The organism is Halodesulfovibrio oceani subsp. galateae (assembly GCF_055397225.1).
Map to the genome: position 1 here is coordinate 1,404,062 of NZ_AP042453.1, position 17,006 is coordinate 1,421,067.

9 protein-coding genes are annotated in these 17,006 nt (G+C 42.3%); 2 read left to right on the top strand and 7 right to left on the bottom strand.

Annotated elements, in window-relative coordinates:
* The first annotated feature begins 9 nt into the window (after positions 1-9).
* Entirely contained in the window at positions 10-3,087 is a 3,078-nt protein-coding gene (locus tag ACZ5V1_RS06330) for an efflux RND transporter permease subunit (RefSeq protein WP_464391135.1), read from the top strand.
* 153 nt (positions 3,088-3,240) lie between these two features.
* Here ACZ5V1_RS06330 and ACZ5V1_RS06335 read toward each other — a convergent pair whose 3' ends face one another.
* The 3 genes from ACZ5V1_RS06335 to ACZ5V1_RS06345 all read right to left on the bottom strand — a co-directional run bounded on the left by ACZ5V1_RS06335 (position 3,241) and on the right by ACZ5V1_RS06345 (position 8,449).
* The gene (locus tag ACZ5V1_RS06335) at positions 3,241-4,026 is read right to left on the bottom strand and encodes a PhzF family phenazine biosynthesis protein (RefSeq protein WP_464391136.1); all 786 of its coding nucleotides are present in this window, start codon (positions 4,024-4,026) and stop codon (positions 3,241-3,243) included.
* A gap of 147 nt (positions 4,027-4,173) precedes the next feature.
* Positions 4,174-5,073, bottom strand: a complete 900-nt coding sequence (locus ACZ5V1_RS06340; protein ID WP_464391137.1) for a diguanylate cyclase — start codon at positions 5,071-5,073, stop codon at positions 4,174-4,176.
* Positions 5,066-8,449: a response regulator gene (locus ACZ5V1_RS06345; RefSeq protein ID WP_464391138.1), complete on the bottom strand. Its 3,384-nt coding sequence runs from the start codon at positions 8,447-8,449 to the stop codon at positions 5,066-5,068. The genes ACZ5V1_RS06340 and ACZ5V1_RS06345 overlap by 8 nt, the downstream gene beginning before the upstream one ends.
* 1,518 nt (positions 8,450-9,967) lie before the next feature.
* Here ACZ5V1_RS06345 and ACZ5V1_RS06350 point away from each other — a divergent pair.
* Positions 9,968-10,600: a DUF2867 domain-containing protein gene (locus tag ACZ5V1_RS06350; protein WP_464391139.1), complete on the top strand. Its 633-nt coding sequence runs from the start codon at positions 9,968-9,970 to the stop codon at positions 10,598-10,600.
* Positions 10,601-10,718: 118 nt separating this feature from the next.
* Here the strand turns inward: ACZ5V1_RS06350 and ACZ5V1_RS06355 are convergent, their stop codons facing one another.
* The 4 genes from ACZ5V1_RS06355 to ACZ5V1_RS06370 form a co-directional block, all read right to left on the bottom strand.
* Positions 10,719-12,125, bottom strand: a complete 1,407-nt coding sequence (locus ACZ5V1_RS06355) for an anion permease (protein WP_464391140.1) — start codon at positions 12,123-12,125, stop codon at positions 10,719-10,721.
* A gap of 386 nt (positions 12,126-12,511) precedes the next feature.
* Positions 12,512-13,735, bottom strand: a complete 1,224-nt coding sequence (locus ACZ5V1_RS06360; RefSeq protein WP_464391141.1) for an outer membrane homotrimeric porin — start codon at positions 13,733-13,735, stop codon at positions 12,512-12,514.
* 574 nt (positions 13,736-14,309) lie between these two features.
* The gene (locus ACZ5V1_RS06365; RefSeq protein WP_464391142.1) at positions 14,310-14,747 is read right to left on the bottom strand and encodes an ATP-dependent zinc protease family protein; all 438 of its coding nucleotides are present in this window, start codon (positions 14,745-14,747) and stop codon (positions 14,310-14,312) included.
* A gap of 160 nt (positions 14,748-14,907) precedes the next feature.
* The gene (locus tag ACZ5V1_RS06370; RefSeq protein WP_464391143.1) at positions 14,908-16,941 is read right to left on the bottom strand and encodes a PP2C family protein-serine/threonine phosphatase; all 2,034 of its coding nucleotides are present in this window, start codon (positions 16,939-16,941) and stop codon (positions 14,908-14,910) included.
* Positions 16,942-17,006: the final 65 nt, after the last annotated feature.

Here is a 17,006-nt window from a genome sequence, read left to right on the forward strand (position 1 = left end):
ACGTCGCTTATGAGTATTACGGAATGGAGCCTCCGGAATAACGTAACGTCTCTTGCAATATTTATCCTTATTGCAGTTGCCGGTGTCATCACACTTGCGACTATCCCTCGACAGGAAGATCCGGATTTTGTTGTCCGTACAGCTGTTGTCACTACGCAGTTTCCAGGTGCATCTCCACAAAAAGTCGAAGAACTCGTAACCGATAAGCTTGAAGAAAAAATTCGTGAAATGGGTGAGATTGATTTTGTCGAGTCACAGTCTTTTACCGGTCTTTCCATCATCGAAGTCAATATTTATGAAAGTATTAGAGACGTAGCGCCTGCTTGGCAAAAGTTGAGAAACAAAGTCGACGATACAATCCCTTTATTACCCGCAGAAGCTTCTGTCCCTTACGTAAACGATGAATTTGGAGATGTGTTCGGTTTCCTTATTGCGCTTACAAGTGATGGCTATACATATCGTGAAATGAAAGATGAAATAGATATCATCCGTAATAAAATTTTGCGCTTTCAAAAGGTTTCCAAAGTCGAATTATGGGGTGAGCAAGAAGAGCGAATTTTTATCGAATTTTCAAATGCCCGCTTTGCCGAATTAGGGCTTAGCCCTTTCGCGTTGGCATCGGTTATCCAATCCCAAAACATTATCAAGCCAAGCGGGCAGGTGTATGATGACCCTGAAAGGATTAACATCCGCTCAACGGGTGAGTTTTTGGATGTTGACGATATTCGTCAACTGTCACTGCGCTTTCCGGGTGGTAAAGAAAGTGTAGCGCTTTCAGATTTAACCGATATTAAGCGTGGTTTTGTTGATCCACCGACCACAATGGTACAATACAATGGCAAACCTGCCATTCTTCTTGCTGTCAGCATGAAGGTTGGTAACAACATTATCCAACTCGGCAAAGAACTTACAACACTTGTGGAAAAGGTTAACGAAGAGTTACCCGCCGGCCTTGATCTTGAAATGGCTATCTACACGCCGGAATATGTTCAGACTTCAATCTTCGATTTTCTCATAAATCTAGCGCAGGCGTTTGTCTTCGTAATTCTAGTCATGCTACTTTTTGCTGGCATACGTGTAGGTTTAATCTGCGGAACGCTTGTTCCAATGGCTATGCTGACAGCACTTATTTTCATGCCATTATTTGATGTAATGCTTGAGCGAATATCCATTGCAGCCATGATTATTGCTCTAGGGATTCTTGTGGATAACGGGGTTGTTGTAAGCGAAAGCATACTTGTAAAATTGGGAGCAGGGCTGGATCGTAAACAAGCGGTTATAAGTACCGCGAAAGAGCTCTCTTTCCCTCTTTTAGCAGCAAGCCTCACAACTGTTTTTGCATTCCTTCCAATCCCGCTGGCTCCAAGTTCTGCCGGAGAATATTGTGTATCACTATTCGTGGTAATCACGCTGACTCTTGCAGCTTCATGGTTATTGTCGATGACCATGGTGCCAATGATGTGTTTTTACCTGCTCAAGCCGCAGCCAAGTGTAGAAACCTTTTCCAGCAAAATCTACAATGCCTATCGCAAGCTATTGATGTTGGCATTGAAAAATAGGTTTATCGCTCTTGCTATTGTATTCGGTTTGTTTGGCGCTGCCCTGACAGGATTCAAATCAGTACCAAACATATTCTTCCCCCCTAATGAGCGCGGGCAGTTTATGATCGATTTCTGGCAACCATACGGCACAGACATTAGGGCGACAGAAAGACGTTATGAGAAGCTTGAAAAGTTCTTAATGAAACAAGAAGAGTTTAAATCAGTGCTAACATTTGTAGGTACAGGCGGGCCACGCTGGTATCTCCCTTTAGATCTTGAGCAGCAGAACGAAAATTTGGCGACGTTAATCGTTAATATCGATTCATTTGATCATTTGGAAAGTTTTATGGATAAAACAGAACATGAGATCATAGAAAATTTTCCAGATACACGTTTCAGATTAAAGGAAATGATGCTTGGGCCCCCAGCAGGTGCTTCAATTGAACTGAGGGTCGCTGGAGACAGCATAGAAGAGCTCTACGATTTACGTGAAAAAATTGGAAAAATTCTAGAGGATACTTCAGGCGTAACCGTCGTTTGGGATGATTGGGGAGAATGGACTAAAGAATTCGTTATCGAAGTAAATCAGGATAGAGCACGACGGGCTGGGCTTAGTAGTCAAGATATAGCTATGTCCATGCAAATGCAGATGTCTGAATTACCTGTTTCTGAATTTCGTGATGGTGACACGGTAATCCCTATTGTTTTACGCTCAGATGATGATTACCGAGATCAGGCAGACAAGATTCCAGGTATGAATGTTTATTCTTATACTGAAAAACTGAGTGTACCTTTAGCACAAGTCGCCAGCGCTCATTTTATCTGGCAGCCGTCCAACGTTCGACGCCGTGATGAAGTTCGAACTATGACAATAATGGCTGATGTGGTCGGAAGGTATGCATCTGATGCTTTACAGGAAATTAAACCAAAGCTCGATAAGTTGATTGAATCAGATGAATGGCCGCTAAACTATACTCTTGAAGTTGGCGGTGAAGATGAAGAGAGCAGGAAGGCTCAGGCTGCATTGATGGCAAACATGCCACTGGCAATGGGGCTTCTCATCATTGTGCTGGTTACTCAATTTAATTCAATTCGTAAGCCAATAATTATCCTGCTTACTTTGCCGCCTATGATGATAGGTGTTGCTCCCGGAATGCTCCTTACAGGACAACCGTTCGGCTTCATGCCGCTTTTGGGACTGATCAGCTTACTGGGCATTATCGTCAACAATGCAATTATGCTTATTGATAGGATTGATGTGCTCGAAAAAAGTGGGATTGATATTAGAAACGCTCTCGTCTTATCCGGATTACAACGGTCGCGTCCTATCATTATGACTACGATTACAACCATTGTCGGGCTTGTCCCGTTGATCGTCTCAGGTGGTGGTATGTGGCGCCCTATGGCAGTACTTATGGTTTCCGGTTTAACAGTAGCAAGCGGGCTGACTCTTGTACTGTGCCCAGTCCTTTACTCCGCCTTTTTCCGCGTCAATTTTAAGGGCTATGTATGGGATTCAGCTATCCTAAATAAGGCAAAAGAGTAGCGAGAAAGAATACAAGTTAACAACGAGCTGAGTAGTCCAACTCTGAAGATTAACTCGCTTGTATCAAGAAGTACGAGAACACTGTAACACCCCGCTTACAATGAACATACAGGTAAGCAAGGCGATATCAGCGTGTTGGATTGAGGAGGGTACTTAAATTGTGATGTGCCCTTCGAGGTAGGTTGCTGCTTTGCCAGAAATTAGGACTCGCTCGCCCAAATCTCTACAAAAGAGTTTTCCGACTCGTGATGATAGCTGCAAAGCGACCATTGATTCTTTGTGCAGTTTTTCACTCCAATAAGGAATCAATGAACAATGAGCAGAGCCCGTGACAGGATCTTCTACAATGCTTGCTTGAGGCGTAAAGAAACGCGACACAAAATCGACGGTGCTTCCTTTAGCTGTGACAACAATGCCACCCATCCCAATATCTATTTGATTAAGAAGCGCCAAGTCTGGCTTTATGCTTTTAATCGTCTCTTCATCTTCAAATACAAGAACATAATCTCGAGACTTCAAAACTTCTGTTGGTTCAGTCTGAATTGCATCAATAATGATTTGAGGAATAGAGCAGGGCACGGGCTTGCGTGAAGGGAAGTTTAAGGTCAACAACTCACTGTCTGCGGAAACCGAAAGTATTCCGCTTTTCGAATGAAACTTCACCGAGGTCAATGACGGCTGCAAGTGGCGCGTAATGACATGCGCAGTTGCAAGCGTAGCATGTCCGCATAAATCTATTTCGAATTCTGGGGTGAACCATCGGATTTCGAAACCATCATCTACAGCAAGAAAAAAAGCTGTTTCCGCTACACAGTTTTCTTCCGCTATTTTTTGCATGACATTATCAGGTAGCCAGTGCGTTAACTCACAAACAGCAGCAGGGTTACCACCAAAAATGGTATCCGTGAAAGCATCAACTTGAAAAATTGGTAATCGCATAATTCGCTTCCTGAATAGGTGTTCTGTCATTATGAGTTACTAAAAACGCACAATGAAATTAGATGCATCATAATGTAGTATCTACATTAATGTTAGGCAAGCATGTAGTGAAGCATTACGTAGCAGTCAACTTTTTTCAAAATGTTGTTAACGTCTTGCGGCACGTATTACTCTTTTATTCCTTCCTGTTTGCTTTGCTTCATACAAAGCGGCATCGGCTTCTTTAAGTAAGTCGTCAATTGTTGCAATTGACTCAACTTTAGGGGTCATTCCGCAACTTAGCGTGCATTGGATCTCGTGTGTTGAATCAACCTTCATACTCGTATTTGCATACGTTGAGACAATATTGTCCAACAAATTTATCACCTGTTCATCGGATGATGCTGTTAACACTACGGCAAACTCTTCTCCACCTATCCGCCCGAATATGGAAGAAGAAGGCAATAAGCTAGAAATAACATCTGTCGTTTGCTTCAGAACAATATCCCCGGCGTTATGTCCATATTGGTCGTTAACTTTCTTAAAGAAGTCAATATCAAGCATTATGGCGTAGAGATGCTCATCATACGTTGCAAACATTTTTTCAGCTAACTTGAAAAACTTCCTGCGATTGTAGATGCCTGTCAAACTGTCTCTTGTTGCCAGGTATTCCAATTTTTGAATAAGATTTTGCAAATCCAAATGCACTTTTACCCTGGCGAGTAATTCTACCGGCTTAAAGGGCTTTGTAACGTAATCTACTCCGCCTGTAAGATATGCAGATTCGATGCTATCTTCGTCCTTTTGGGCTGTAAGAAAGATCACTGGAATATCTTTTGTCTGTTCAGACACTTTCAATTTTTCGCAAACCTCAAAACCACTCATTTTAGGCATCAGAATGTCCAGCAGAATAAGGTCAATATGCTCACTCGCAACCATATCTAAAGCATCTTTTCCTGAGGTCGCAGGGATGACGTCATAATTATCCAGAATAGCAAGAACCATCTCAATATTAGACTCAGAATCGTCTACGACAAGTATCGTTGGTTGAGGCGAATCGTTATTCATTGCTTTCTCCTAAAAGATTCAGTGCATCGTTGTATTTGAATTTACCTAAAAGCACTCGGACTTCGGCTAGTTTTTGTGCGTCCCCCTCTTGCAAAGAGTAGGGCGAAAACTTATCCAGAACCCCCTTAATATTCTTAGGTCTTTTACTTTTTATTGCCTGAAAAAGAGATCCCCACAGGTTTTTACGTGTATTTCCTTCAAGTAATGGCAGGTCAGAATTTAATTGCTTTTGTTTTGAAAGCTCAGGGCAACTTGCGATGTCATCCAGTACTTTTCCAAGCTCATGGTCAAAAGTTCCCAAAAGAGAACTATCAAAGCTTGCTTCAAGTTGTTTTGTAATGGTGTGCAGATCTTTTGCCCCAATGCTTGCACTGAGGCCTTTAAGAGTATGCAATAACAATTTTGCTTCTTTTTTGTTTTCAGTAAGCAGATGTTTAAGAGAGTTATGTGCATCTTCGTAATTTGATTGGAAATTACGTAAGATTTTATAATACAGGGCAAGGTTGCCATTCATGTATTTCAAACCGGCTTCAGCATCGATTACGGTAAACTTGAACACCACCTGTTCTTTAATTTCAGAAGGAAGCGACGTATTGGCATTCAAGCTAATCTTAGGGGATAGATACTGGAGTAATGTTGTAAAAAATTCTTCAACATTAATTGGCTTATTCAGATGAGCATCCATGCCTGCTTCTTTTGAACGAGCAATGTCTGCTGCCATTGCGTTTGCAGTAAGAGCAATTATGGAAATATCGCTATTGTATTCTCGAATTTTTGCAGTAGCAGTATATCCATCCATTACAGGCATTTGTATATCCATAAGTATCAGCTCATACTTGTCGGGATATTGTTTGACTTTATCTACAGCATCCTGCCCATTATGAGCTTCATCAATTAAGATACCGGAGTGAGCGAGCATATCTTTAATAATGTCTCGGTTAAGCTCGTTATCTTCAACCAACAAGACCCAGCTCCCTTTTCTTGTAGTAAGCTCTTCCTGCAAGCTCACTTTTTCCACTTTGATGTTTAAATCCTCTTTAATCTCTGTTCCAAAGTAGGAAACAATTATGTTGTAAAGCTCAGAAGGATTTATGGGCTTATGTAAAAATGTTGAAATACCCAGCTGTTCTGCTTCTTCTTTGTAATATTCTTCATCATAAGCAGAAACCATAATGATTGGCTGCACTGATTCTGGATGCATCTCTTTGAGTTTTCGTGTCGTTTCAACACCATTCAAGCCCGGCAAATTCCAATCCATAAGAATAAGATCGTACGGGACTTTATCTTCGACTTTTTTTAGAGCATCTTCACCACTACCGACGACTTCAACATCAAAATTGTAAACAGAAAGCAAATTTGAAAGTGAAGATTGCCACGAAGGACTATCGTCAACAATAAGAACACTCTTATTGGTAAATAGCATGTGCTCGTTATTTTTAGACGAAAATTCTTTAAGAGTGACAGTAAAGAAGAATGATGTCCCTTTTCCCTTAATGCTTTGAACCCATATGCGACCGCCCATCATTTGGACAAGCTGTTTAGAAATGGCAAGACCAAGTCCGGTTCCACCATACTTACGAGTTGTGCTTGTATCTGCTTGTGAAAAGGATTTGAAAAGCTTGGATGATTCTTCTTCTGTCAGCCCAATGCCTGTGTCTCTCACCTCAAAGCGTAGCAAATGCCTTCTCTCACGGGAGACATAGACACCTACCTCGCCTTTTTCAGTAAACTTAATGGCATTATTCGTTAAATTGGTGATGATCTGAGCAAGACGAAGAGGGTCACCACTATAGGTCATAGGAACATCGGGCTCGTAGCTAATAATGAAATCTAGATCCTTCTCTGAAGCTTTTATTCCCACGATGGTAGATACTTTTTCCATTACGTCATGTAAGTAAAAAGTAGTATTTTCCAAATCGAGCTTTCCAGCTTCAATTTTTGAAAAATCGAGAATATCGTTAATAATTCCGAGAAGTGAATGTGCGGCAGTTTCAACTTTGGTGATATATCGTTTCTGCTGGGGGGGTGCATCTTGTTGCTGCATAAGATAGGTGAGCCCAGTAATGGCATTAATCGGTGTACGTATTTCATGACTCATGTTTGCAAGAAATTCTGATTTTGCTTCTGTTGCAGATTCAGCATCTTGCAAAGCTAGATGCAGTGCATCTGTTCGCTCTTCCACAATCCGTTCAAGATTTTCGTTCAATTCTTTCTGGCTTTGTGTAAGCGAAGAAATTTTCGTACTGGCATCACCAAACGCTTCTTCAAGTTCTCCGATTTCATCATCTGCATACTTTTGAAGATCAAGATCGTAGTCGTTTTCTGAAAGCTTTCTGGCTGCATTTTTCAATGCAGTAATACGTTGGAGGAGGTGATTGGATGATAGAAATGCGAGGAGAGTTACGACGATAAGCATGATCGCAGCAAAAATTCCTAGATCTTGAATTAGCTGAGAATATGGCATCAACATGTCAGCTTTATTGATGACTGTAACAACAAACCATTTATTCTTTGGCTGGTACACATAGTAGAATAGTTTTGCACCGTAGCTCTTTGTTTGCTCACGTTTCAAAAAATGATATTCAAACCACCCCGTTTGTGGAATATCGAAACCCTTTTCTCTCACGATGTCGATGAGGTCTCGAATAAAAAATCTATTTGTTTTAGGGTCTTTAAGCTCTAATGCGTTTTTATTTTGCAAGAACGGGTGATACAAAATGTGTCCATCCAATTCAAAAATCGTAATGTAGCTCCCTTTCCCCGGACTTAATTTCGAGTTTTCAATACTATCTTTAAAGTTAGTCAGGCTAACAATAGAGTGAGTTCCCTTTTCAAACGGCACAGCTGCGATAATCCATTTCCATGGAGAAAAGTAATCCAGATAAGCTACATCATCTTCTGGAAAAATCCCTTTTCCTTTTACAGTTCGCAAGAATCCTTTTTTTTGAGAAATTATTGCTTCAAGAAAAGAATGAGAAAGAGTTTCACTGTTAGGTGCGTCCTGTAATATTTCTTCAATATTATCTTTGTTCTCTGGCGTAACAAAAAAAGTATATCCCGTTTCTCCAACTAAATGCGTATTCATAAGCTCTTTAGGGAAGGCTTGCGCTTCTTCCAACGAGAGTTCTTTTCGTCTGTATCTATTGTAAAACCGCTGAACAATTCCAGCGCTCGTTTCGGCCATCCCTTTAAAATATTGCTCAACAGACTCATCTAAAAGCTTCTCAACCATAATACTCGCAAGTACAGTGTTCGCTTGCAGTTCATTTTTTATCGTTTTCTCAAATGTTTCTTTTATGTGGGGTAATGTAAGAGAAATGGAACCGAACATGACAAAAACAAGAAGAAGAAAGGTTATGAAAATTTTGCTTCGCATAGATAGTCGCTTTAAGAAGTGCATAGTATAATCCTTTCAAAGGCCTCTTGAGGTCTCGCTTGCTTCGTTTCAAAATCCATATCTTTTCCAGCTTACTCCACAGAAATAGATTAGGTATACAACTATTTAAATGTTATCACTTTTATTTGGATTACACCTTTACAATAACAACACATTGAAGCTTGGACAGTACGGTAAGGATTGTAAGAAAAAGGATAATGTTTTGTATGGATAGACATTGTTTTTTAAGACTTTTCTGGTTCGGATGTCTGTAACCAGTCGATAAAGAACAAGACGTAAGCATTAAAAAAAGGCCTGCACGAGAATGCAGACCTTTTTTTCTTTTTTGAATAGCGCTGTTAGACGTATAAAACTGTCAGAATTAGCTTAGAGGCTAAGTTAAAAGCACCGAAAATGGCACCCAAGAACCACCAACGAGCCTGACTGATAAAGCTTGCATCATACCAGATAGGAATGGTCTCGTTGCGCACGGAGTAATAATACCCATGAGGCCAAGCTTACCCGCAGGCATAGTGCAATCTGTGGGATCATTTCAGCAGGCAACAGCCTGTGGCAGTTACCATAAATAAAGACATGAGGGCAGTGGGGTGAGCAGTTACATGAGCAGTCGTATGAGCAGTTGTGTTCGAAAGAAGTAGCGAAGCATAAGGAACATGTTTTTTTGCTCATCCCCTCGAAATGTACAACAGGAAAAGTTAAAAGAAACAGATTTCACATTTTGATCTTTCTCTGAAAGTCCATTGTGCCGTGCTATTCGGATGGTTGCCTGAAAAACTTCCTTCAGGTATGATTTTCATAAAGTCTTTTCAGCAATTTCTACATAAAATATTAGTAGATAGAGCAGGTAAAAGACTCTTAGCCAGAAGAGACAATGGCCAATACACTAATAATTTTTTCAGCAAATGACGGACTCACACTCGAAATTAGCAAGCGCTTACCTGCTGTTTTAGAACAGCAAGCTAGCAAAGTAACTCTGTGTCAATTTGTGCCTGTAATTCTATAGAGATAAATCTCTTCGGCTTGAGGCCATCATCGTGCAAAATGACTGACCAAGGAAAAGTTTAGTTGGCGAGGACGGTGCATAGGCAGCGTGGCTAATCGCACTGCATGCCACTGGCAGTCCTCCATTCATGCAACATAGCCTATCGTTGCTTAAGCAAGCTGCTTTCAACAATGACGTCAACCTTTGGCAAGTGCTATGCTGGAGGATCGTATTGGCATGTGCGAAGGGAAAACCCAAATTTACGGGCCACAATTCCAATCAAGCAAGACTGATAATTGAGCACCTTATTTGATTGAGAACCCTGATGTGGGAGTGAGCAGAGGTTGGCAGTTGGACTGAATACACTTGAAGAAAGGACAGCAGAGATAAGAAATGGCTTTATCGAAGCCGGTGTTTTCGCAATGGATGGATCAGATCGAAGTTGGTAGAAATATGTTCCTACTTTTTACACGTATCATGTACTGAGCCCTATATTATCATACAAAGGAATAACTATGAATTTTATTGCCGCGGCTTCTACGCATACCAAATTCAACTGGAGGGTCCGTTCTTTAGCGTCCGATTTCCTACTCGAGGATACCTGGGAGTTCCCCTACGAATTCGGCGCAAATGACGGGGTCGATTTACATTTGTTCCAGAAATCCGCCATTGAGCCTACGATGAAGAGCATTTATGATGACTCCTTGACTGGAATGCTATTCAGAATGCGAAAACTTTTCGGGGCGTTATTTCGCATCGATAATACCGTGAACTGTCTCCCTATCCCGGGCTGCGGGGAAAAAAGCCTTCGGGATCGTTTGCAGGAAAGCGATGTTAAGAAAGACACGCCGGAACGCGCGATGGACATCTCAACTCAAGACTTTATGGACTTCAGACCAGTGTATACCTTCGAGGACGAAACGCTCCATGAACTCTCCAATTCCACCGAACATACATTAATGCATTATGCTTGGTCTCCCTCGGGAGAAGGGAAGTGGAAGGTTCGCCTTGCGGTGTACATTAAGCACAGGACCGCTTTCAGCGCGTTTTACATGAGGTGCATCCAACCATTCCGCCATTTCATCGTCTATCCCCATATTTTCAGAAAATGCATGGAGCACTGGGAAGCGCGAAGGGTTTCCAGATAGGATTTTGGGTTTAAGTAGGGGGCGGTTATTCCGTTCGAAGGAATTGTGCCGGACAATTCAGTACAAGAAAAAAGGCCTGCACGAGAATGCAGGCCTTTTCCTTTTTTGAATGGAGTTGTTAAACGTATAAAGCTGTCAAAATTAGCATAGAAGCTAAATAAAGAGCGCCGAAGATGGCACCCAGGAACCACCAGCGAGCCTGACTGATAAAGCCTGACCCATACCAGATAGGGGACGGCCCCGTTGCATACGGAGTAATAATACCCATGAGACCAAGGCTACCCGCGAGCATAAGTGCTATCTGCGGGATCATCTCAGCGGGTAACAGCACGGTGGCAGTTACCATAAATAAAGGCATAAGGGCGGTGGTATGGGCGGTGGTGCTTGCAAAGAAATAGTGGAGCATAAAGAACATAAGGACGAGGAACAGAGCGACTGTAAATGGAGGCAGCCCCTGCAAGTAACTTGAGCTAAGATTACCAATCCATGAGAGAACGCCGGTTTTACTCAGGCCGGAAGCCATCGCAACCAGTGTTGCAAACCAGATAAGGACGTTCCACGCACTTTTATTGCTAATGACATCTTCCCACGTGATGACGTCACTTAAAACCATTAACGAAAGAACTAAAATGGCAGCAACGGTACTGTTAACGCCAAGTTCTTTACCAAAAATCCAGAAAATGAGTGCCAATACCGCGTAGCCAAGCATCATGAGCTCTTTTCGAGTAACAGCCCCGAGATTTTCCAGTTCTTTTTTTGCCCATAACGGCGCTTCTGGTGATGTTTTTTGCGTCGGTGGATAAATCACGTATGCCAACCAAGGCGTGAGAATAAAAAGAGGGAGCATGGCGGGAATCATCACTTTAGCCCATTGTCCCCATGTAATTTGAACGTTGGTCGTTTGAGCAATAAGATCAATGGCAAGCAGGTTTGGGGCGAGCGCTGTTAAAAACATAGAACTTGTGACACACGTTGCCGCAATAGCAACCCATGTCAAATACGAACCGATCTTGCGTGGTTCATGATCAGGGGTGGAGTTGAACATCAGCGGAATGTTACTCACAATCGGATAAATGGTACCCGCGCTTCGAGCTGTATTTGAAGGCATGAACGGCGCGAGAATAGCATCTGAAAATGCAATTGCGTAGCCAAGACCAAGTGTGCTTTTCCCTAAATATTTAATCAGAACTAAACTGATACGCTTACCCAAACCGGTCTTTTGATACCCCAGAGCAAACATAAAAGCTGAAAAGATTAGCCAGATAACGCCATTCGAAAAGCCGGATAAAGCCCAATTTCTGCTGGCAGTGGGATTTGGGTCTACCAACCCCAAAGCTGCTACGATAGATACGCCTAAAAGCCCGACAAGAGCGGCTGGGATTGGCTCAATAATTAATCCGATAATGACGCCAATGAAAATACTAAGGAAGTACCAGCCTTCAGGCGACAATCCTTCCGGGGAAGGGAATGAGGCCATTACTATGGCAACAATGACGGGGGAAAACTTTAATATATATTTGCCCATTAAATTCTCCGCAGGTTGCGTAACAGATAAAATATTATGCATTACACCCAACATCGAGGTCGGGGCTAAAAGTAACCGACTCAAACAGGCAGTTGGTTGCTGCATAGAACTTCAACGTAATTACTTGATTGTATATTCTGGCTGATAGTTCTCCAGTATAGATTGAAAAACAAACGAGTGCTGATCATTACGCAACGCAGAAATATGCTCGACTGGCGGGCACAAAATGGAAGAGGGCACAAGGTGGGCAATATCTTTCGAGTGTACACAAGAGAGACGCAATTGAATCGGGCAGAATGAAATAGCATTACAAAACGTAAAAAAAGAGCCACTGGCTAAGTGGCTCTTTTCAAGAAACTGTCTGTTTTGGAATACGTAGTTAGTGTTTAGAAATTGTACTGAATAAGTGCAGCAGCTTTGAATACGTTATCTACATCTTTAGCAGAACCGGCATCAAAGTCGGTGACTGCGTATGCAAAATCAACAAGGAGGTCGAGGTTGTCGTAAATGCTGTAGACGGATGCAACATCAATTTCGGTTGCACGATCGTCTTCACCCCAGCTGGAAATGCTGTCAGAGTCTTCGTTTGTACCTTGAATGTAGGTGATGCGTACAGTGTGGCTAAGCTTTTCAATGAAGGTAAGTTCTTCAAGCTGAAGACCAAGACCCCATTTACCAAGAGCACTACCGAAAATGTTATCGCTGTCTGGTCCCATAGCACCAGCACCAACAAGAGTTGTCATGCTGAAGTCGTCATCATCGATGCTAGGCATACGGCCTTCACCATCATCGTCGTTTCCGGAAGCATACCAACCAACGATTGCAGGAACCATCATGCTGGTAGTGTATGCAGCTTTACCGGCAATTGCGAAACCGCCGTCTTTGCCGTTTTCTTTACCGTATACACCGTCAAATGCTAATGCGAGATTTTCTACTGGAGCAGCCTCGAGAGAAGCACCTGCCCAGTACATATTATCTTCAAAAATTTCGCCGTCTGCATCCACTTTATCGGTTACGTTTGCAAACATGAAGTATGGAGAAACAGTAGCAACACCAAGATCTGCCGCTACAATGCCACCAAAGAGATCCATGGTTGCATCATCAGTACCGTCAGAATCGTATGGGCGTGCAAAGAAAGCCGTAACAGCTACGTTATCAAAAGACTGAGAAGCAACAATTGCAGCAACGTCGTTATCAAGTACGCCAGAGGCAGTTACTGCACCAGGAAGACCCAGTCCCTGAATACCAGCGCGAACTCGAATTTCTGTGGAAGGTACGAGGAAGTCAACGTAAGCGCGGAGTGTGCTAACGTTGACGCCGTCAGCACCAATAGCACCGCCGGAGCCTGCACCAACATTGTTGTTTGCCTGTCCCCATGTCTGCTCAATACGGAAGAGCACGGTACCGGAAAGATTTTCGGAAGCAATGATGTCTACCTGAGTATCCATTCTCTGAATAAAGTTGTTGGTATCATCGCCAGAGCCATCAGTGTTGATGTAGTCGAAACCGGCCCACATAGAACCGGAAGCCTTAAATTCAGCAGCAGAAGCGCCAGCAGCGACGCTAAGAATCATGCAAGTAGCGAGAGCTAATACAATGAAGCGTTTCATTAAATTTTACCTTCTTAATTCACGTATTCCAAGACAGATTGGATGTATGATTATGAAATTCATTTTCAATAGCTTGAGGCAAAAAAATACGATACGCAAGGCTGTGCGAATCCTGATCTCATTACAATGCTACTCGGCTAATAGCAGCACTGGAGTAAAAGAACTCACTCACGTATTGATCAATCGACTTCTGAAAATGAAATCCGTTATCAACATGAAAAGCTTTTTAAGATCTAATTCAACCGACTGTCAAGGCAAGTTTTTCGAAAAAGTTTTTCTTTTTATTTAACAATACCGAAAGTTGCTAAAATTACAGGACTGTTACAAATAAAAAAAGAAAATATTCTTGCGAGATACCAGTTTTAACAGCCTATACCTACGTAGAAATAAGACGAAGAGAGCAACGAGGTAACGTCTTTTTCACCAAAAAGGCGAAAAGGGCTACAACGTCCTCTTGCTCCATATTTACTCAGCAAAGCTGTTTTTGGGGGAGCTAATGGACAGAAGGAAGGAAAGGAAAAATAAATTTCAAGGCAATCGACTGTAATTTAAAAAGACAACAGCGAGTCGCTCGTTAGCCACATAAGGGGGCTTGATGTAAAAACGTGTGTTCTGGGTCAACTATAGCAGTTCCAGAGATTGCAGTGCGACCAACAAGCATTCGACACTTCATCCCTCTACGACGAGTTAGGGTGATCTCTGCTAAACTGCGCCAGTCGCCAATGGAAATTAGGGCTTCAATAACAAATCGTTCTTCTGTCTGACCGCTGGAATTGGTGACAGAACGCCTTGCCATGAGCGGGGCTTCTGCTGAAACAGTTCTGTTTTCGCGTGAGTCAAGCGCAATTGTAAACCGAATCCACTCTACATTATCTTTAACGAAAATCTCTTCATCTATTGTGTGGAGTGAAGAAGTTCGAGCACCAGTATCTATTTTTGCAAGAATGCATGAGATACTGAAGTCCGGTAGTGATGCCCATTCTTTCCAACCAAGCGTTTCTTTTTCTGACATATTGTCCTTATCGACTTTTAATGAAGATCAAGAGGGAAGAGCAGTTGCGTATTCGACACTGCTTATACCAAAAAAACGTACACGCATGACTTATAGTAATCTTGGCAAGTAATAAAGCCGAATGTGGAAAGGTACGCATCCGGCTTTTCTATTCCTGTATCTAATTTTTACTGCGAAATTTTATGACAAGGCAAGTAAAGTCATCTTCAAGGCTCGAGAGCTTCGTAAAATTCAGAGCACTAGTATGTAATTTTTCAATAAGCTTTTCTGCCGAAAGCGAGGCATTATCACGAATAATAGTCTCCATAAGTTTTTTGCCAAACATCACACCTTCAGGAGATCGTGCTTCCCATATTCCATCAGTTGCAATGACGATGATGTCTTCGGGGAAAAGCTGCTCTGTATTTTCTGTGTACCTCGCATCATACGTCACACCAAGGGCCGTGCTTCCAACCCCCTTAAACTCAATAAAACGGGATTCAGACCCACGATAAACAATTGCTGCATCATGTCCTGCTCTAGTCCACGTTAACGTATTAGTTAACGTATCCAACGAGGCAAGAAAGAGTGTCATAAACTGGCCGGAGCCATAGGTATCACACACAACAAGTTCGTTTGTCTTACGGGTCACTTCGGACAGGGTGAAATCGTTCTTTGCACTGGATCGTAAATATGCCCGCGCTGTCGCCATAAGCAACGCAGCAGGAATACCGTGACCAACAACATCCCCAACTGCCATAGTCAGCTGAGAAGCACTTCCTGATGCACAGGCAATGAAATCGTAGTAATCTCCACCGGTTTCTGCGCAGTAGTAACTTGCCCCAGCTATATCAAAGGAGGCTGGAGTAGGTGCTTGCTTGGGCAATAAGCTTTGTTGCACAACGCTTGCCAACTGGAGCGAACTTTTTAAATGAACGTTTTCTTCTAATGTAGGTACCATTTCATTAATAGCTTTTCCAAGTTCGCCAATCTCATCTTGTCCAACATTTCGAATGCGTACTGAGAAATCACCAGCACTCACTGCGCGCACAGCATGAACCAGTTTATAGATACTCTTGCTCAACGAAATAGACAAAATAATCGCGATTATTCCCAAGAGCAAAAGGGTTCCACTCAACAGCAGGTGTGACGTGTCCATTTGCTTAGAAAAGATAGCTCTAATAATATCTGTCTCTTCAGAGGCATCATTGACAATATCTATACGTGGAACGGTGATAAGCAAAGTTGCACCACCTATTTTAAGCGGTGCGTAGGCTATTAACAGGCTTTCATCATCAACAACCGCACTAAGTAAACCAGCCTTCCCAAGCACAACATCTCCTGAAATTTGACTGTGCGTTTTTTTATCCAGCGCAAGTTTGTCTTCTGGAGAAGTAAACCACCTTCCACCTTGATCTTTCGGTGTTCTAACAGCAAAAATTACAAGCTCATCGCCTTCTGCTGTTGCATCAACAAGATAGGACGTTATATTAGGCGAAAATTTAGACAGATTTCCGGGAGCACGCAGGAGCGTATGCACAGGCACTGCAATTGTAACAGACCCAATTTTTGTGTCCTTTGAATAAATATTCTGAGTAGCTGTAAATACCGATCTTTTGAATAGAGGGTCGTGCATGGGCGGTGACCATGATGTTTCTCCTGCGATCGCAGGCAGAGGGGGCTCACCAAACAAACATTTATCCGCAGAATGTTCAGCCTTCTTTGTAGGGAAAAAAAGCTGAGAACTATCTAAAAGTCGTACCCGCTGCCAAAGAATCAACTCGGGATATAAATCCGCAAATTTTTCGAGCGAAGGAAGTAGTAATTTGAAATTATCCTTAGTTTTTAATGAAGGAGAGGACATGCATACGCCCCCCCTGTCAGCCATCCCTTTAGGACTTTCCATTTCATACATTGGAAGAATTGTACTTTTTTTTGCTGATTGCGGTGACGACGATAATGTTATGCTGGCATCATTAGCAAGAATGCTTAAGACCGTATTAATAAGTTGCCCTTCACGCTTTAGAAGATGCGCTTGGCCCTCAGCAACACGCAGCAATAGCATGCTAATATTATTAAGAAGTATAGTTTCTGTTCGTGATTCAACGTTTTCTGCTAGCTGATTCATCGATTGCATGCTGTTTACACGCAAAAAGAGAGCAGGGGGAATTGTCGTTAATAGCAGGATAATCAGAATTTTAATGCGGATAGGCATAGTTATTCGTCCTCGCCACAATTAGAAATTTTTGGTGTCTAAAAATAGTACACCTTCTAACATAA